Source organism: Paenibacillus oryzisoli (assembly GCF_001653565.1).
Classification (GTDB): domain Bacteria; phylum Bacillota; class Bacilli; order Paenibacillales; family NBRC-103111; genus Paenibacillus_E; species Paenibacillus_E oryzisoli.
This window is the reverse complement of record NZ_LYPB01000073.1, coordinates 308,559-324,600: the sequence shown is the minus strand read 5'-3', so window position 1 is coordinate 324,600 and position 16,042 is coordinate 308,559. Positions and strand designations below refer to the sequence as shown.

Annotated in this window: 24 protein-coding genes; 12 read left to right on the top strand and 12 right to left on the bottom strand. The window is 46.6% G+C overall.

The genetic code is table 11. The annotated features are described in order from the left end of the window. Positions 1 to 4 precede the first annotated feature (4 nt). From A8708_RS19710 to A8708_RS19700, 3 genes are all read left to right on the top strand, one after another. The gene (locus tag A8708_RS19710) at positions 5 to 541 is read left to right on the top strand and encodes an XkdW family protein (protein WP_068666511.1); all 537 of its coding nucleotides are present in this window, start codon (positions 5 to 7) and stop codon (positions 539 to 541) included. 76 nt (positions 542 to 617) lie between these two features. Further along, the gene (locus tag A8708_RS19705) at positions 618 to 1,016 is read left to right on the top strand and encodes a phage holin family protein (RefSeq protein WP_068666509.1); all 399 of its coding nucleotides are present in this window, start codon (positions 618 to 620) and stop codon (positions 1,014 to 1,016) included. Further along, on the top strand, positions 1,013 to 1,597 hold the full coding sequence (locus A8708_RS19700) for a glycoside hydrolase family 73 protein (protein WP_068666507.1): 585 nt from the start codon (positions 1,013 to 1,015) through the stop codon (positions 1,595 to 1,597). The genes A8708_RS19705 and A8708_RS19700 overlap by 4 nt, the downstream gene beginning before the upstream one ends. A gap of 85 nt (positions 1,598 to 1,682) precedes the next feature. Here the strand turns inward: A8708_RS19700 and A8708_RS19695 are convergent, their stop codons facing one another. After that, a complete protein-coding gene (locus A8708_RS19695; RefSeq protein ID WP_068666505.1) occupies positions 1,683 to 2,969 on the bottom strand; it encodes an NAD(P)-binding domain-containing protein in 1,287 nt (428 codons plus the stop codon). A 124-nt stretch (positions 2,970 to 3,093) separates the two neighbouring features. On the opposite strand from A8708_RS19695, the gene A8708_RS19690 reads away from it, so the two are divergent. The 4 genes from A8708_RS19690 to A8708_RS19675 all read left to right on the top strand — a co-directional run bounded on the left by A8708_RS19690 (position 3,094) and on the right by A8708_RS19675 (position 6,320). Beyond that, positions 3,094 to 4,449, top strand: coding sequence for a glucose-6-phosphate isomerase (locus A8708_RS19690; protein WP_068666728.1), 1,356 nt, complete (start codon positions 3,094 to 3,096; stop codon positions 4,447 to 4,449). Positions 4,450 to 4,614: 165 nt separating this feature from the next. After that, positions 4,615 to 5,256 carry a YigZ family protein gene (locus tag A8708_RS19685; protein WP_068666503.1) on the top strand — a complete coding sequence of 214 codons (642 nt, stop codon included), beginning with the start codon at positions 4,615 to 4,617 and terminating at the stop codon, positions 5,254 to 5,256. 58 nt (positions 5,257 to 5,314) lie between these two features. Beyond that, positions 5,315 to 5,971, top strand: coding sequence for a TetR/AcrR family transcriptional regulator (locus A8708_RS19680; RefSeq protein WP_068666501.1), 657 nt, complete (start codon positions 5,315 to 5,317; stop codon positions 5,969 to 5,971). A gap of 124 nt (positions 5,972 to 6,095) precedes the next feature. Beyond that, the gene (locus tag A8708_RS19675) at positions 6,096 to 6,320 is read left to right on the top strand and encodes a DUF1128 domain-containing protein (RefSeq protein WP_028553967.1); all 225 of its coding nucleotides are present in this window, start codon (positions 6,096 to 6,098) and stop codon (positions 6,318 to 6,320) included. 153 nt (positions 6,321 to 6,473) lie between these two features. Here the strand turns inward: A8708_RS19675 and A8708_RS19670 are convergent, their stop codons facing one another. The 3 genes from A8708_RS19670 to A8708_RS19660 all read right to left on the bottom strand — a co-directional run bounded on the left by A8708_RS19670 (position 6,474) and on the right by A8708_RS19660 (position 8,070). Beyond that, positions 6,474 to 6,761 carry a hypothetical protein gene (locus tag A8708_RS19670; RefSeq protein WP_204787599.1) on the bottom strand — a complete coding sequence of 96 codons (288 nt, stop codon included), beginning with the start codon at positions 6,759 to 6,761 and terminating at the stop codon, positions 6,474 to 6,476. 457 nt (positions 6,762 to 7,218) lie between these two features. Next, entirely contained in the window at positions 7,219 to 7,548 is a 330-nt protein-coding gene (locus tag A8708_RS19665; RefSeq protein WP_068666497.1) for a hypothetical protein, read from the bottom strand. 12 nt (positions 7,549 to 7,560) lie between these two features. Beyond that, entirely contained in the window at positions 7,561 to 8,070 is a 510-nt protein-coding gene (locus tag A8708_RS19660; protein WP_068666495.1) for a GNAT family N-acetyltransferase, read from the bottom strand. 291 nt (positions 8,071 to 8,361) lie between these two features. Between A8708_RS19660 and A8708_RS19655 the strand changes: the two genes are divergently transcribed. The 4 genes from A8708_RS19655 (at position 8,362) to A8708_RS19640 (ending at position 11,038) form a co-directional block, all read left to right on the top strand. Next, on the top strand, positions 8,362 to 9,912 hold the full coding sequence (locus tag A8708_RS19655) for an FAD-dependent oxidoreductase (protein ID WP_068666493.1): 1,551 nt from the start codon (positions 8,362 to 8,364) through the stop codon (positions 9,910 to 9,912). 105 nt (positions 9,913 to 10,017) lie between these two features. Beyond that, positions 10,018 to 10,338 (top strand): 50S ribosomal protein L33, encoded by a 321-nt coding sequence (locus tag A8708_RS19650; RefSeq protein ID WP_157264895.1) that lies wholly within the window; start codon positions 10,018 to 10,020, stop codon positions 10,336 to 10,338. 175 nt (positions 10,339 to 10,513) lie between these two features. Next, positions 10,514 to 10,756 (top strand): spore germination protein, encoded by a 243-nt coding sequence (locus A8708_RS19645; RefSeq protein WP_068666489.1) that lies wholly within the window; start codon positions 10,514 to 10,516, stop codon positions 10,754 to 10,756. Positions 10,757 to 10,777: 21 nt separating this feature from the next. Beyond that, positions 10,778 to 11,038, top strand: coding sequence for a hypothetical protein (locus A8708_RS19640; RefSeq protein ID WP_068666487.1), 261 nt, complete (start codon positions 10,778 to 10,780; stop codon positions 11,036 to 11,038). Positions 11,039 to 11,060: 22 nt separating this feature from the next. Here the strand turns inward: A8708_RS19640 and A8708_RS19635 are convergent, their stop codons facing one another. The 8 genes from A8708_RS19635 to A8708_RS36200 all read right to left on the bottom strand — a co-directional run bounded on the left by A8708_RS19635 (position 11,061) and on the right by A8708_RS36200 (position 14,880). Beyond that, complete coding sequence (locus A8708_RS19635) at positions 11,061 to 11,408, bottom strand: hypothetical protein (RefSeq protein WP_082927655.1); 348 nt, start codon at positions 11,406 to 11,408, stop codon at positions 11,061 to 11,063. A 28-nt stretch (positions 11,409 to 11,436) separates the two neighbouring features. Beyond that, a complete protein-coding gene (locus tag A8708_RS19630) occupies positions 11,437 to 11,916 on the bottom strand; it encodes a spore germination protein GerPC (RefSeq protein ID WP_068666483.1) in 480 nt (159 codons plus the stop codon). An 8-nt stretch (positions 11,917 to 11,924) separates the two neighbouring features. Further along, entirely contained in the window at positions 11,925 to 12,143 is a 219-nt protein-coding gene (locus A8708_RS19625) for a hypothetical protein (RefSeq protein ID WP_157264893.1), read from the bottom strand. Positions 12,144 to 12,289: 146 nt separating this feature from the next. Beyond that, positions 12,290 to 12,733: an Hsp20/alpha crystallin family protein gene (locus A8708_RS19620; RefSeq protein ID WP_082927639.1), complete on the bottom strand. Its 444-nt coding sequence runs from the start codon at positions 12,731 to 12,733 to the stop codon at positions 12,290 to 12,292. Between the two features lie 110 nt (positions 12,734 to 12,843). Then, the gene (locus A8708_RS19615) at positions 12,844 to 13,137 is read right to left on the bottom strand and encodes an alpha/beta-type small acid-soluble spore protein (protein ID WP_068666479.1); all 294 of its coding nucleotides are present in this window, start codon (positions 13,135 to 13,137) and stop codon (positions 12,844 to 12,846) included. Positions 13,138 to 13,150: 13 nt separating this feature from the next. Next, on the bottom strand, positions 13,151 to 13,621 hold the full coding sequence (locus tag A8708_RS19610; protein ID WP_068666477.1) for a GtrA family protein: 471 nt from the start codon (positions 13,619 to 13,621) through the stop codon (positions 13,151 to 13,153). Between the two features lie 4 nt (positions 13,622 to 13,625). Continuing rightward, complete coding sequence (locus A8708_RS19605) at positions 13,626 to 14,639, bottom strand: glycosyltransferase family 2 protein (protein WP_068666475.1); 1,014 nt, start codon at positions 14,637 to 14,639, stop codon at positions 13,626 to 13,628. Between the two features lie 130 nt (positions 14,640 to 14,769). Beyond that, on the bottom strand, positions 14,770 to 14,880 hold the full coding sequence (locus A8708_RS36200; RefSeq protein ID WP_204787604.1) for an MYXO-CTERM sorting domain-containing protein: 111 nt from the start codon (positions 14,878 to 14,880) through the stop codon (positions 14,770 to 14,772). A 195-nt stretch (positions 14,881 to 15,075) separates the two neighbouring features. Between A8708_RS36200 and A8708_RS19600 the strand changes: the two genes are divergently transcribed. After that, positions 15,076 to 15,861, top strand: a complete 786-nt coding sequence (locus A8708_RS19600; protein WP_068666473.1) for an AraC family transcriptional regulator — start codon at positions 15,076 to 15,078, stop codon at positions 15,859 to 15,861. Positions 15,862 to 16,042 lie beyond the last annotated feature (181 nt).

The window sequence follows — 16,042 nt, the reverse complement described above, 5'->3', positions numbered from 1 at the left end:
CCACATGAACATAGCACAAGCAATCATGCATCTATACCCACAATCCATTCCCATGACCGACTTCATCGTCCAAGACGATTCAGACGGCAACGGCCCGTACATCGCACAATGGAACTTGGAGGATCCCCAGCCAACTCTAGACGACCTTCAATCTGCATGGAACGCTATGCAACCAACGCCAGTTCAAGTATTGAATGACGCTAGGACCGCTAAAATCAACTCTCTCAATGTCGCATGTAATGCATCTATCCTAGCAGGGTTCACATCTGACGCCCTCGGCACAGATAACGCATATGATTTTGCATACCATGACCAGATTAATCTGGAAAGCACATTCAATGCAATCTCAGCGGAAATCCATATGGATAACATCAAGTGGAAAGCATCAGGTGTACCTCAGTCCCATACTAGTGAACAATTCAAGTTGCTGTATGCCGACGGGCTCGCCCATAAAAACGCGAACATCAGCAAGTATTGGGAGCTAAAAAATGCTGTACTTTCAGCGAGCAATGCTGAAGATATCTCATCAATATCGTGGTGAAACGCTGTAAAAGGTCTACCCGGAAGCCAAAAGTCCCAGTAGACCCAACCCACCCCCCAAGAAAGGAGCAAAGAACATGAACCAAATCAGTTTTAACCTGATTACAGCCACCCTCGGAGCGATAGCAACCTACGCCTTCGGCGGGTGGAGCGAACTTATTGGTCTCTTCCTCACGGCGATACTCGTCGATTATGTCACCGGTATTGCGGCTTCGATCAAAGAGCAGCAAGGCCTCAACAGTCAAGTTGGTTATTGGGGCCTGGCGCGCAAAGGACTTATGCTGCTTGTTATTATGCTGGCTCATCGCATGGATATTCTCTTGGATACAGACCTCATGATGACAGGCGCCATTTATTTTTACTTGGCCAATGAGTTTATCTCCATTACTGAAAATTATGGACGTTTAGGTCTGCCACTTCCTGCCTTTTTGAAGCAAATGATTCAAGTCTTACGAAGCAAGGGGGAAGGGTTATGAGTAAAGAAACATTTATTGAGCAAATTGCGCCTGCCGCACAAGCGAACAGGTTAGCCTATGGAATTCTGGCTAGTGTGACGATAGCACAGGCTATTCTGGAAAGCGGTTGGGGCCAATATGCCCCAGGCAATAATTTATTTGGGATCAAAGGAAGTGGGCAACAGCAAGCTACGCAGGAATTCATTAACGGCAAGTGGCTGCAAATTGTAGATGGGTTCTGTGTCTATGAAAGCTGGAGCGATAGTATACGCGATCATGCTATCCTACTTGTGAACAATCCAAGGTACGCCATGATCGTAAATGAACAGGACTACCGAAAAGCGAGTCGAAGGCTCCAGCAAGCAGGATATGCGACGGATCCAAACTATGCGGACAAGCTTATTCGTATTATTGAGGGGAGTGATCTGACACGTTTTGACCATACTGAAGACGAAGAAAGGGAGTATGTAATGAGTTCAGATGATGCGAATAAAATTATTAACTTTTTATCTGCTGCTTGGATGAGCACGGATGATGCAGAGGCGAGGGAAGAGTTCCACCGTCTAGCCAACGAACTCCGTAAAGTGTCAGGCCAATTGTGAACCGACAGCATGCCGTCCAACTTAAAAAGAACACCGCCACTTCCACTTTAGGAAAGAACGGTGTTCTATTTTCTATTCGTATGTTCTACACTGCACTCGCAATATGTTCCTCAATATACTGCTCCAACTTGATCCGCACGTACGGCGGCAAGCCCGACAGCATACAGCCATATCGGAAACTGCGTCCTTCAGTCACGATGCGAATGACGCGACCCGTGATTGGAGGTAGTCCAGCTTCCTGAGGGAAGTGGATGACGACGAACATATCTGGTGCAAGCAGCACATCCGTTGTGATTTGCAGTCCGCTTTCAGATAAGTCGAAGAGAGTTCCGTCAATATTTTGTCCGGAGAATGAACCTTCTTGCTCCCATTGATAAATGGACAGCTTCAAGTTAATATCCAGCTGCACCCGTGTATTCTTACGACGTTCGCGACCGGAGAGCGGAGAAGCGACTTTCACCAGTTCCGTAACAACAGGCTCGCTAGGCTTGACAACTTCTTGCCCCATCCATTCTTCGTAACATTTAATGACTGCGCTTAGATCTTCTTCCCCTAAGCCTTTGCTTACGCCGATTTGGAACAGATTCGTTGCTGATTGCAGCATCGGTGTTGGTAATTGAAACTTCCCTGTAATCTCTTGGGCAAGCAGCAAATCCTTCAACATCAGCTTCAATGAGAATTGATTGCTGAAATCGCGATCGAGGATTTTCTCGCCTTTGAGCTCGACTTGCTTGCTATTAGCTCCGCCTGAGCGGACGATTTCTAAGAATTGGCTAGGATGAATGCCTGCTTTCGTTGCGATAGATAAGCCTTCGGCAAGTCCTGCGAGGTTAATGCCCACCATTGTGTTGTGAGCGAGCTTCGCATAGGAACCTGAACCGCTTGGTCCTAGGTAAAGTGCTTTACTGCCGAGTACGTGGAACAATTCTTCCTGCTCCTCGAATACTTCTCGGCTGCCGCCAACCATGAATGTAAGCGTAGCTGCTTCAGCAGCGGGCTTCGTGCCTGTCACAGGCGCGTCGAGGAAGTCGACGAAATGCGCTGCGAGCTCTTCAGCGAGCTTTTGGCTAGTTTGGGGAGATACGGTGCTGGTGTCAATAATGGTGAGTGCCGGGTGAATACCGCTCAGAATACCTTGCTCACTGTAAAATGTTTCGAGAAGCGCAGCATCGTTGCTGAGCATCGTAAATAGGACATCTGAGTTGCGAGCGACTTCCGCTGGCGTGAGGCCGACCTCAGCCCCCAGTCGTCCAAGCTCGTCCGCTTTGCCAGCAGTACGATTATACACAGTTACCATAAAACCTTTTTGAATAAGGTTAGCAGCCATGGGCTTACCCATTGTGCCAAGTCCAATAAAGCCGATACGTTTCATGTCCTCACCTCTGACTTCATTTTAGCATGGGAATTAATACCTGTGAATTCCTTTCTCGCTTGCTTTTGGACAAGCAAATAAGTATGCTAGGAAAAGGTGAAAAATAGAGATGGAGGCGAACCAATTGAGTACAAAACTACAATTTGATTACAGCAAAGCATTATCCTTTTTATCTCAGCATGAGGTCGATTATTTGTCGGCTCAAGTGGAGTTAGCCCATGATCAACTACATAACAAAACAGGTGCAGGCTCTGATTATTTAGGGTGGGTGGATCTTCCTGAGAACTACAATCGTGAAGAGTTTGCCCGTATTGAGGCAGCTGCGAAGCAAATTCAATCGGATTCTGAGGCACTTGTCGTAATCGGTATTGGCGGATCCTATCTAGGTGCACGCGCGGCTCTAGAAATGCTATCTCATTCCTTTTATAATATTCTGCCAAGGGATAAACGTAAAACGCCTGAGATTTATTTCGTAGGAAATAATATCTCTTCGACATATGTCACGCACTTGCTTCAATTGCTTGAAGGCAAGGATTTCTCCGTGAATGTGATTTCCAAATCCGGTACGACGACTGAGCCAGCGATTGCTTTCCGTATTTTCCGCGAACTATTGGAGAAGAAATATGGTAAAGAAGCGGCTCGCAAACGGATTTATGCAACAACGGATCAAGAGAAAGGCGCGCTCAAAACATTAGCAAATGCAGAAGGATACGAGACCTTCGTTATTCCAGATGATGTGGGTGGACGTTACTCCGTACTTACAGCGGTTGGTTTGCTTCCTATTGCAACAGCGGGCATTGACGTTGAAGCAATTATGAAAGGTGCGGCAGACGCGCAACAAGAGTTCTCGAATCCGAAGCTTAGCGAAAACCAAGCCTACCAATATGCAGCTGTTCGTAACTCCTTGTATCGTAAAGGCAAAACCATTGAAATCCTTGTCAACTATGAGCCATCCCTGCACTTCGTTTCGGAGTGGTGGAAGCAATTGTTTGGTGAAAGCGAAGGGAAGGACTACAAAGGGATTTACCCAGCTTCCGTCGACTTCTCAACGGATCTTCATTCCATGGGACAATTCGTTCAAGATGGTAACCGCATTTTGTTCGAAACCGTTATCCAAGTTGACCAAGTGGCTGATCATATCACGATCGGTACAGACGCAGATGATCTGGATGGGTTGAACTTCCTTAGCGGCAAAACGATGGACTTTGTAAACAAAAAAGCTTTCCAAGGTACGATGCTTGCTCACACAGACGGTCAAGTACCGAACCTAATCGTGACATTGCCGGATATGACGCCTTACACGTTCGGATACATGGTCTACTTTTTTGAAAAAGCTTGCGCTATCAGCGGCTACTTGATGGGTGTTAATCCATTCGATCAACCGGGTGTTGAAGCGTACAAAAAGAATATGTTTGCCCTATTAGGCAAGCCTGGCTATGAGAAAGAAAAAGCAGAACTTGAAGCTCGTTTGCAAAAGTAATTGAACTTGAAAACGAAAAACGATCAATCCTATCGGATAGGTCGTTTTTTTGCACCTTTTTTTCCATTATTTATGTGGTAAATTTTCTTTCTATATTGTCGAAGTACTACGTTGTGTGTAGAATATAGTGAAACAGTTGTTTCCTTCTACCGAGAAAGGTTGGCTATGCTAGCACATTATCGCACAATCCATTCCTATGGTTCGTCTGAGATTATCATCAAGAAGTCACGTTTCATCGGTCATGCTAAACCCGTAGAGTCAGAAGAAGAAGCAATCCAGTTTATTGAAGCCATCAAGAAAGAACACAGAGCGGCGACGCATAATTGCAGTGCGTATATCATTGGTGAGCGGGATCAAATCCAGAAGCAATCCGATGATGGAGAACCCAGCGGTACCGCAGGGAAGCCGATTCTGGAAGTGATGAAGCATCAAGGGCTCAAGAATACCGTTGTCGTAGTTACTCGTTATTTTGGTGGCATCATGTTAGGGGCTGGCGGTCTTATACGCGCTTATGCGGATGGGGCTGTGGCAGGCATAGAAGCAGGAAAGCCGATTTATAAAGTAAATCATCAGCTTGTGCTGATTGAAGTCGATTATACATGGTATGGCAAGCTGGAAAATGAGCTGAGAAATCAAGGGATGCTGCTAGGGGATATTGGGTTTACGGACAAGGTTACCGTACCTTGTTATCCATTAGCGGCTAATGCGGAAGCATTCATGAATTGGGCAACGGATGTTACACAAGGTCAAAGTTTGATCGTCGCGGGTGAGAACGAATACATCGTTCATGAGAGCTTGCCTGAATAGGCAAGCTCCCAGTAGACCCAACAAATTTCATATGAGCTGAGGATGCGGAGGGATAGGAATGGCTAGGAAAGCAGTCGCGCAAGAGCTTAGCAGAGAACGAATTCTTACAGAGGCGCGGGAATTATTCGCTACTTTCGGCTATCGCGCTTTAACGATGCGAAGCATTGCTAAAGCAATGGGGTACAGTCATGGTGCGTTATATTACCATTTTAATGAGAAAGCTGAATTATTTTATGCACTAATTAAAGACGATTTTGCCTCATTGCTGCAACGTCAGCGGGAAATGATTATTCGTGAGCACGGGTTTAGCGTGAATTTGCTTCAGAAGTTAATGATGGAGTTCGTCTGGTTTGGTTTAAGTAACCCGAATCACTACGAAATGATGTTTATGATTAACGAGCCAGAACTACAACAGTACTCACGTACCGAACAAGCGCAGTGCTTGGACATGTTTGCCATTGTGATTCGTGAAGTGATGGCAGATCAGCCAGGAGCTGAGAGTCGGAAGTTTACGCTTCCATGGAATTTGTTTATGTCTTTACATGGCTTTATCTCCTATTGTATTCAGTTTAAGCTATCTTACGAGGATGCACGTAAATTGGCTGACGAGCATATTCGCCTTATCTGTGTTAGTCTGGATGTCGATTCAGCTGAATTGCAACGTCCACTGGTCAAAATGGTTGGGCCGAATCCACTTAAATCAATCGTGATCTAGTAGAAATAAGGAAGCGAGACGCTTAGTCTGTGCTTCCTTTTTGCATTTTGGGCCAAACTGTATTTTACATTACCTTGTATGTGCTTTAAAATAATGAAAAGACAGCGATGGAAGGATGATTACGATGGATTTAAATACATGGTCGGAAGCGAACGTTGAGTTTATGTTTGAAGGTATTACAAGAAAGCTGCGAATGGCAACAGGGGGATCCATTAAAGCCTCCAACGTGAAAGAAGAAATGTACGAGGATTTGAAAGATCTCTATGATATGGTTACGAGCAAAGATCGTTTCAGCATTAGCGAGATTGATGCGATTACAACCGAACTTGGTAAAATTCGCAAAGCATAGTGTACGAATACGCCCCAATAAGCAAGCCGCTATTCTGACCATGAGTTGGAAGAGCGGCTTTTGGTTGTGCGGGCAGCACCATCCATCGAACTACCAGCACTAGCAGCACTAGCAGCACTAGCAGCACTAGCAGCACTAGCAGCACTGGCAGAACTAGAGAACTAGCAGAACTAGCAGAACTAGCAGAACTAGCAGGACTAGCAGAACTAGCAGAACTACCAGAACTAGCAGGACTAGCAGAACTAGCAGAACTACCAGAACTACCAGCACTAGTAGCACTGGCAGAACTAGTAGAACTAGTAGAACTAGTAGAACTAGTAGAGCTAGTGCAGGCGTTAGCACCAAGTAGGTCGCCAACAGTACTAGCAGTAGCAGCACTACCACGAGCAGCAGCAATATCACCACCACATCAGCACTAGCTACCAGCACAATCTCCAGCATTTGCAGCCCCAACCACAATCAGCATTATCACCACCAGCACTCGCAGTCTAAGCCTCACAAGCAGCACCAGCACCACCAGCAATACCAGTACCCGCCGCAATACCAATTCGCAATCCGATGCTGATCTGCAACCCTTTTTGCCGGCTACCACTCACTCACTTTAGCGAATAACTGGATTTTATACATCTAATTCAAGCTAAATCAATCAATTATAGAAAATAACTGGATTTCCTCCCGTTAATTTCAAGTATTTTACGCAAACGGGGCATTCTGAGCAAAATTAGCTGTAGAAAATCCAGTTAAACTAGAAAAATGCTTGTTTTCTCCTGAAATAGCTGTAGAAAATCCATCTAATTCATCCAAACCCCCATACCCCCAACCCCATACCCCCAACCCCCAACCCCCCAAACCCCCAGCCGCCCAGAAGAGCTCCGCCTTCTGCTGAATCTACCCAGGATTAGAGCCGTTTTCTCATTTGGATAGCTGCGATTAGATAGCAAGCAAGCATTAACCCAAATAAATTCCAAATGCTAGGAATCGTACCAACTGTTAAATAGAGTCCGTAGGGGAGTGACCAAACAAAGGCGCCAGACATCAACCTACTACGATTAGTAAAAGAAGCAATTAACCCTAGCACAGCAGGGGCGACTAACATTGCGAGAAGAATGAGCACAGTATCCCTTCTAGCCGCTATTTCTAAATAGGGATTCTCAAAAAGGAACCAATAACAAAGCAGAAGACTGCCTACCGAGGCACAAACGCCAACATAGGATATGCTCCATCTCAAAAGAAATCCCCCTTATTGACCGCAATCAAGCTCAAGTCGCCAATCGTTACATGGCATGAAATGCCCTGGCGGGTATTCGAATTCACATTCACTCCTAAGTGTAAAATGAAGCTTACGACACACAGCATTCGAAGCTGGATTGTGAACAGAAGGGAACGCATGCATCCACCGAAATTTCGCCTCTGAATTGGCATGGGAAATAGCTGCCTGCAAAGCGCTGCTCGCTATCCCTCGCCCTTGAAAGCCGGGCAGCACACTCCAACCGACTTCGTAGACGTTTTCTCCTTGCCAATGGCTATCCCAGTAACCAATACTCCCCACGACTTCACGATTTGGCAGCAGTACGATGCTAAACATGTGCCCCTTGCCTTTCCCGCTGATTTCTAAATACCGTTTGTGGCGAATCTCCAGTTGCTCCTCCGTCTCCGGACCACCCAGATGTTCCATCATATCAGGAGCATTGATGAGCCGAAGAAGTTCAAGGTTGGATTCGGACCACGGTACGATGTTAACCTGTGACATGTTCTCACCCCTTATATTTGAAATAATCTCGCAAATTTGAAATCGTTGCTACTTTTTGCTACCTCCATCATATTGGAACGTATGTTCCTTAGCAAGTCTTCACTCAATCTTTCATCCCTTCATTCTTTCATCCCTTCATTCTTTCATTCTTTCATTCTTTCATTCATTCTTTCTTTCTTTCTTTATTTCTTTCATCCATTCAATCAGTCCGTCCTCATCCATTCGCCGTACATACAATTCCCCTAACAAGGACAGAATAGGTAGAAATTGGCACATAAGGAGAACGTTACATTGACGCAACATGGAGAGGCTTCCACGGCCGTTTTACCGCAATTTCCCCAGTCATTCTGGCTCGATTCTGTCGACTGGCTCCCTCAGTTTCCCACGCTGACAGCCGATTTGAAGACCGACGTAGTGGTCATTGGTGCAGGGATTACTGGCATCACAACGGCGTATTTACTAGCTAAGCGAGGTGTTAAAGTTGTTATTTTGAACGCAGGGCCCATCCTGCAAGGAACAACAGGACATACCACGGCGAAAATTACAACGCAGCATGGACTTATTTATCATGAGTTTCTTTCCCATTTTGGAGAGGAGAAGACCCGTCTTTATTATGAAGCCAATCAAGAGGCGCTATTGCTCATCAAACAAACGATTCATGAGCTAGGCATCGAATGTCAGCTTACGGAAGAAGACGCTTATCTCTATACGAGTGATGATGCTTACTTACAACAACTACAAGACGAATATATGGCCTATGGGCAAATGCAAATGGGTGGCGATTATCTGGAAACCACTCCTCTTCCTTTCGCGACCAAGGCGGCCATTCGATTAAAGGGGCAGGCTAGGTTCAATCCTGTGCCTTACTTAATCAGACTCCTTCAGGAGATTACGAAGTTGGGTGGTCAAATATATGAAGGAACAACCGTCGTCGGCGCGACCCATGAGCAGCCATCTGTTGTCACAACAAAGCAAGGGAATCGAGTGACTTGCAATTATGTCATCACAGCCTCCCACTATCCATTCAATGATATCAAAGGTGCTTACTTCACTCGTCTGCATGCAGAGAGGTCATATGTCATTGCAGCGCGCACGAAGAAAGCTTACCCTGGGGGGATGTATATCAACGTGGAGCAGCCAAGTCGCTCTCTGCGCGCTGTCACCATTCATGGAGAACCGGCGGTACTTATCGGAGGGGAGGGTCATAAGACCGGGCAGGGTCTATGTACGCATCTCTATTATGAAAACCTTCAGAAGTTTGGCGAGGACATGTTCGGACTCCAGGAGATACTGTATCGTTGGTCGGCTCAAGATGTATTCACACTGGATAAAATGCCCTACATAGGCCAGCAATTCTCCGATGCTCCTCACCTCCTCATGGCGACTGGCTTTCGCAAATGGGGAATGACGACCAGCATGGCAGCCGCGCTGCTGAATTCCAAAATCATTCTAGGGGAGAAGAGTCCCTACGAAGACATATTTACACCGCATCGGTTCCATGCGGATCCGAGCATTCAGACATTTGTCATGCAGAATGCCAACGTCGCGAAAGAATTTGTTGCTGGCAAATTTGATTTGGTTCATAAGCAACCAGAAGAACTGTCACCTGATGAAGGGGCTGTCGTCAGCGTGAACGGAAAGAGAGCCGGCGCGTACAGAGAACCGAGTGGCGAACTGCATATCGTTGATACGACTTGTACCCATTTGGGATGTGAAGTGGATTGGAATGATGCGGAGCGTACATGGGATTGTCCATGTCACGGTTCTAGATATTCGTTCCAAGGTGATGTCATTGAAGGACCAGCTAAAAGAGCATTGACCAAGCTTTCTGTAGAGACATGAGCGTATTTTTACTGCAAAATGGACAGCTATCCATGCGATGTTACCCCATATGCCATACACTGTAGAGCAATGTATCTCTATTGGGTAAAGAGGAGGTGGACGTTCGTGGCATCCAGAATTCGTAAAGAAGAAGTTCGTAAATTGATCGGGAAAGAAATTGTGGCTGTTAAAAAGGATGGTACACAGGTAACTGGTAAATTGGTGCGAATCAGCGGTAACACGTTGATGGTTGCTCCACAAAATGGGAAAAAAGTGCAAGTAAAAGCGATTATCCCGTTGGTACTATTTGATTTGTTGGCAATTGGCACGGCACCTTATGCATATGGTGGTTTCGGTGGTGGCTTTGGTGGCGGCTTTGGCCCTGGATTTGGCGGTGGCTTTGGCCCTGGCTTTGGCGGCTTCGGTGGTCCAGGACTCTGGTTCTGATCATCGTGTTCGAAGACTCTTTCCTTCGGGGGAGAGTCTTTTTCCATTGGGAGAGCATCTAAGAAAGGCCGCACCATTTCTCTGCTCACTGAATAGGCTATGATACAGGTTTACGGCAGGGTCCCGTGCATGAGGGAGTAGCCCTAGAACCAATCGCGGATAGGGAGTGAGCAGCATGCCGAGTTCCATCGTGTTTAACATGATCAATATAAATAATCAGAATACGAATGCAACGATCGGGATTGGTGAGAATGCACAATCCAGCTGGGATTCCCATAGCAAAAATAACTATGGCAACGGTGAATTCATCGGTAATTCGATCGCCTGCAATTTCGTCAATACGATCTTTGATAATGACTTTATCGATGCCCCAATTAATGATCAGGATTTTAAACCAGCTTTAACGAATCAAGTTTAAAATGAAGGGTGGTTGTATGCGATGCAGCATCTGCTCGGACCGTTAGACCCGCCATTGATTCAATTTGATTCCATTCATGTCAATTCGATGACCGATGCTTCTGGCATCTTCATGGGGACGAACGCTCAAGTGAATTGGTCAACGAGCAGCAAAAGTAATAGTGGTCTTGGTGAAGTCAGTGGTGAACATAACAAGGTGTGGAACAATATTAACACGGTATACGATAACGATATCATTGATGCACCGTATACCAAGGGTGATTTGATCATTGGCCGTGTTTGAAAATAAAGCTCCGCGAGCAGCCTTACTCGGCCGTTTGCGGAGCTTTGGTTGTTGCATCTGCTTGGGGTGAAGAGGGTGCAGCGCCAGCCCCAGCGGTGAAGCCCGATGCCTGTGCTTGCACGGTTATCATCTCTTGCAGCCATTCTGGCGTATCATTATCGCCAACATTGAGCATGTCGAGGAAGTCGGAATCGTTCAGCATGGAACGGGTACCGACTAATTGATTATGATCCCCTTCGACGGCGCCAAAGCCTTGAACGGTTTTTTGATTACTTTGAAAATCTGTCGGCCAATTATTTCCCATATTGATGCAGGATGCACTTTCTACGGATCCAATTCGAATCGAGCCGATAATAAAAGTTGGAGACATGAACGATGACACAGTTAATCACCTCATTTTACACTTTAGACTTGGGAGGGGTGTAGCGGTAGCCGGTTGGGGTACGCTCCGGACCTGGACCATCATGTGCAGAGGACGAATTCGAAAGGCCTTCTGATCGCTCCTGGCGCGACTCTTTGGTGACCTGAGAACGCTGTAAGGCCTTATCCACAGCTTCATCCTGCACTTTCCCATTCGGCTTAGCACCGAAATTATTTCCCAAATTCAAGGAACCGCTAAGCTCCTTAATATCGAGCTGATCGAGTCGAAACGTTAAGTTTTCGAGAACAGGCTGATGAACATGAAGGTTATCGATATGGATGCGCGGATGCTTAGCAGAAAGGTCAGCCAGCTGTTCTTCCAATTTACGCAACCGCTGTTCCAATAAGTGTACGGTCTGCGTGTGGACGGATGAATTTTCGGTTCTCATCGCAGGTTTGGGAGCGGCATTAGTGGGTGCAGGTGGAGGCGGCGACGCTTTCTTTTTTTGAAACCACATAGGTTCGGTCAGCTCTCTCGTGTATTCGATTTCACATCAAACGTATCATTATCCAGGATTGTATGCTTCCCGCCAAACACCACATTATGTTCACCTTCTATGGCTCCTAGTCCTTGATTCGTCTTGACAGAATGTCTTCTACCGCTGATCCGATTGCTGCCCTTGTTAACGCTTGAGTTTTCCGTTATGTCATCAATATGAATGGATTGAAATTGGATCCGAACCATGGTCATTCCCTCCAAATCCTCAATTTCAGCGACTCCTTTCCATGTATATGGGGACAAACGCAGAATCATTTCTTTTTTTGTAAAACAAAAAGATCACCACAGCTCCTTCATGAAAGGGAGTCGGCAATCTTTCTTCAACCGTTGTCTCAAGTAAACTGTATGGGAATAACTTTCTCGCCATCGGGTGGTGCAAGCGGGATGCGAATGATAAGCAAACCATTATGATACTGTGCTCGCATGGCATCTGTCAAAGCCCTGCCGGGCAAGCGGATCGCTCGCTCAAATGTGCCAAAATAACGCTCAGACAACCGCATTTGCTCATCGCTAACCTGATAAGGACGAACGAGCATTCCTCGGATGAGCAGAGACTGATCGCGGAAGGATAGCTGGATATTCTCAGGGGACGACAATCCTGGAACTTCAGCGACCACTACGAGTTCCTGCGGCGTTTCATACATATCAACTCTAGGTCCGGTTAGTGGAATAATACTGGCAATGTCCTGCCAGAATTCAGGGCCCAGCACATCGCCGGCTTGCGCCGACAGCCCCTTCCAATCGGGTTTTGACGAACGATTGCCTGGAGGATTCATCTGCCATCATCACCTGACTTCACCATGAAAAGTAGAGCTGCAAGCAGCTTGCTACTAGTTTATGTGGGGATTCGTCGGATTATGGCTAGCATCTCAAATGCGGGTCGTGCTTAAGGCTGCGGTGGACGCTTATTCGCTAATTGCTGTTGCGCCATGCGCACGAGCTCTTTCACCATGGCACCGCCAATTGGACCGCCGACTCTGCCGGCGTCTTCTGAGCTGAGGTGCCCATTATAGCCTTGCTGCAAAGGGACGCCAAGTGTCCGGGCAACTTCGTATTTGACAAGATCAGGCTGCTGTGGGTTAACGTCATAGCCTTGATTCTGCATAACGTGAGCTTTGAGCAGCGCTAAGCCCTGTTCGGATCCGGGCACCATAGCCCGGTTTCTTCTTCTTCGTGACATCATCAATCACCTCTTAGGTGTTAGGATGCCCTTCCTTTTTTGAAACATGAGTACGGAAAGTGAAATATTTATGCCCGACATAGTTGCCAATCGTGTACAAGCCATTTCCTACTAGTATGGCACCATTGTGGAGCCAGCTTGTACTGGCATTTGACCAATAGGAACGGAGCGCTTCGGCAAGCAGCCAAGAGATCCCGTAAGAAAATCCGTAGCAGACCAGAATAACCAGTCCGAACTTCCACCAAGAGCTGCCGATACTGGCTTTGGAGCGAAAAGTAAACCTACGATTCAGCACATAACTGACTACGGCGCCTATCGTATTTCCGCCAAAAGTGGATACCCAATAATTCAAATTCAGGAGGTTGAAAAGAGCAAAGCTGGCGGACAGACCCACCAGTGTATTTAATACACCCACGAGTAGGAAACGCGCAAAGCTGCCTGTTAACAAGGATTTGAGTGAAGAGGACGCGGATGTTGAAGTCATTTCACTACCGCCTTGCAGAGGCAGGTTGGACTGCCTGTGAAGTGGCAGATACCTGATCTTGAGCCGCTCCCTCGGTTAATTCTTTTTCGATCACAAAAAGCGGACGCTGCTTCACTTCTTTATAAATTTTACCTATGTATTCGCCGATCAGACCAATGGCAAGGAGCTGCACACCGCCGATGAACCAGACCGAGAGAATAAGAGAAGTCCAACCCGTTACATTCGCGCCGAGGAATTTGCCTACAATCGCATAAACAGCAGCTACAACGCTGAGTGCGAAGAGCAGAAAGCCCATCACCGTGACTAATCGAATGGGAGTTACACTGAACGAGGTGATGCCATCGAAGGCAAAAGCGAGCATTTTGCGCAGCGGATATTTGGATTCACCAGCCCATCGTTCCTTGCGGTCATAATAGACCTGTGTAGAGGGAAATCCTAGCAGAGGGACTAAGCCGCGGAGGAATAAATTAACCTCTTGAAACTTCTCCAAATTATCAAGTGTACGCTTACTCATTAAGCGGAAATCCGCATGATTGTACTGTATTTTTACACCTAGGGATGTCATGAGTTTATAAAATCCTTGCGCTGTAGCTCGCTTAAACAATGTATCAGCAGAGCGATCTTGACGGATACCATAGACAATATCGTAGCCTTCATGGTATTTCACGAGAAATTCACGAATGACAGCAGTGTCATCCTGAAGGTCTGCATCGATGGAAACGACACAGTCGGAATACGCTTTGGCTTTCAGAAGTCCAGCGAGTAAGGCGCTTTGATGACCGGCATTTTTGGCCAGTTTAAGCCCCGTTACGAATGGATTAGCAAGATGGAATCGCTCAATTAGCGACCATGTTGCATCTTTACTGCCATCATCGACAAATAATACCGTACTGCCCTGGGCAACTAATTGATCTGTTATGAGAGAATCTAATACTTCGCTGAGTTGAAAGACCGTTTCGGGGAGGACTTCTTCTTCGTTATAACAAGGGACCACAATGGTCAAAATCGGTTTAGACACAGTACCTCGTCTCCGTCCTAAATAGGGAATTAATGAAATTCATGCTTAAGCTTTTATTATAGCTAAAAGGACTAGAAAAAGTAAGCGGCTGGAACGGAATCACCGTCCCAGCCGCCGCTATAGCTTTTAATTACCAGCCAAACCCAAACGTACTAAGAACGATAACCAAGAGGATGTATAGTACAAGGACTACAGCAGTACCCGAATAACCAACGCCGCCAGTTCCGCAACCACAACTCATGTCAATCCCTCCCTTCACAAGATTACTATATGTCATCCGACTAGAGGGTGTATGGATGAATGACCCGTATGCACAATAATAATTGGGCAACGTGTCCATTTCGTGGGACTGGTAGGGGATGAGTAGTCATGCCTGAGCGATTGACAGTAACGGTGCAAGGATGAGGAGACATCTACGAGCGAGGAGGTAATGGACATGCGTTACGAAGAGCGTCAGCCGGATGAGACATTGCAGCGATATATCCAATGTTATTGGTATTTGGAGCGGGATTATAGCGCGGCGGAAGAGGAGGAAACCCTGTGGCCCGATGGCTGCCAAGAGCTGATCTTTCATTATGGAGCCGATTATTCAATTGGTGGGCAAGTGCTGCCGAGGGCATTTTTCATCGGGGCACTTTCACGCTATCAGCCGCTTGCCGCAGATGGTCCCATCCGTGTATTCGGTGTGCGTTTGCTGCCGTGGGGGTTGCGCGCCTTCAAAGAGATGGATCATCGTGCGTTGATCGATAAGTTTCTTCCGCTTACAGACGTATTTCCCGAGCAGGGACTTGTTGAAATAGTGCCTCAGCTGGCTGAGGCTGATGTGGATGAGGGGATAGCGATGCTAGCGGCTTATCTGACTCGTCATCTTCAACCGGAAACCAAGCATGTCGCGATGATTAATATCTTATCCAAACTATATCGAACACCAATGGAGCAGGATGTCCCCATCAGCGTAGCCGAGAGTGGTTACTCTCAGCGGCATTTTGAACGGATTTGTTCAGAGCTTGTCGGGATGTCTCCTAAAAGATTAAATGCCGTGTCCCGTTTTAACATGGCTCGACTTCAGATTTTCTTCAATCCCATGATAGATATCGCGAGTTGTATGGACCAGTTCGGCTATCATGACTATGCGCACTTTTCCAAGGAATTTAAGAGGTGTCTCGGCGTTACACCGACGGCATATAAGAAATGGTTGTTGGGGCTGGGGAAAGTGCGTTGAACATCGAAATGAACAGATCTGCGTGTACCTGGGAAAGCGTTAATTCACCTCAAGCGAAAGAGTGGAGGATCTATTACATCCCGCCTGACCAACACGCTCGACACTCGATCCATCAGTTCACCCTTTGAACCGAATCAAAGTAATTTGGTAGTCGTTCAGATAAATAACTGGATTTTCTCCA

Bases quoted from the DNA above. Each gene is read 5' to 3' on its own strand.
- A8708_RS36200 (WP_204787604.1), bottom strand. From the start codon at position 14,880: ATGAGTTGTGGTTGCGGAACTGGCGGCGTTGGTTATTCGGGTACTGCT.
- A8708_RS19710 (WP_068666511.1), top strand. From the start codon at position 5: ATGAACATAGCACAAGCAATCATGCATCTATACCCACAATCCATTCCC.
- A8708_RS19685 (WP_068666503.1), top strand. From the start codon at position 4,615: ATGCTAGCACATTATCGCACAATCCATTCCTATGGTTCGTCTGAGATT.
- A8708_RS19675 (WP_028553967.1), top strand. From the start codon at position 6,096: ATGGATTTAAATACATGGTCGGAAGCGAACGTTGAGTTTATGTTTGAA.
- A8708_RS19600 (WP_068666473.1), top strand. From the start codon at position 15,076: ATGCGTTACGAAGAGCGTCAGCCGGATGAGACATTGCAGCGATATATC.
- A8708_RS19670 (WP_204787599.1), bottom strand. From the start codon at position 6,761: ATGCTGGAGATTGTGCTGGTAGCTAGTGCTGATGTGGTGGTGATATTG.
- A8708_RS19625 (WP_157264893.1), bottom strand. From the start codon at position 12,143: ATGGTTCGGATCCAATTTCAATCCATTCATATTGATGACATAACGGAA.
- A8708_RS19615 (WP_068666479.1), bottom strand. From the start codon at position 13,137: ATGTCACGAAGAAGAAGAAACCGGGCTATGGTGCCCGGATCCGAACAG.
- A8708_RS19635 (WP_082927655.1), bottom strand. From the start codon at position 11,408: ATGTCTCCAACTTTTATTATCGGCTCGATTCGAATTGGATCCGTAGAA.
- A8708_RS19640 (WP_068666487.1), top strand. From the start codon at position 10,778: ATGCAGCATCTGCTCGGACCGTTAGACCCGCCATTGATTCAATTTGAT.
- A8708_RS19645 (WP_068666489.1), top strand. From the start codon at position 10,514: ATGCCGAGTTCCATCGTGTTTAACATGATCAATATAAATAATCAGAAT.
- A8708_RS19680 (WP_068666501.1), top strand. From the start codon at position 5,315: ATGGCTAGGAAAGCAGTCGCGCAAGAGCTTAGCAGAGAACGAATTCTT.
- A8708_RS19705 (WP_068666509.1), top strand. From the start codon at position 618: ATGAACCAAATCAGTTTTAACCTGATTACAGCCACCCTCGGAGCGATA.
- A8708_RS19630 (WP_068666483.1), bottom strand. From the start codon at position 11,916: ATGTGGTTTCAAAAAAAGAAAGCGTCGCCGCCTCCACCTGCACCCACT.
- A8708_RS19660 (WP_068666495.1), bottom strand. From the start codon at position 8,070: ATGTCACAGGTTAACATCGTACCGTGGTCCGAATCCAACCTTGAACTT.
- A8708_RS19610 (WP_068666477.1), bottom strand. From the start codon at position 13,621: ATGACTTCAACATCCGCGTCCTCTTCACTCAAATCCTTGTTAACAGGC.
- A8708_RS19700 (WP_068666507.1), top strand. From the start codon at position 1,013: ATGAGTAAAGAAACATTTATTGAGCAAATTGCGCCTGCCGCACAAGCG.
- A8708_RS19695 (WP_068666505.1), bottom strand. From the start codon at position 2,969: ATGAAACGTATCGGCTTTATTGGACTTGGCACAATGGGTAAGCCCATG.
- A8708_RS19620 (WP_082927639.1), bottom strand. From the start codon at position 12,733: ATGAATCCTCCAGGCAATCGTTCGTCAAAACCCGATTGGAAGGGGCTG.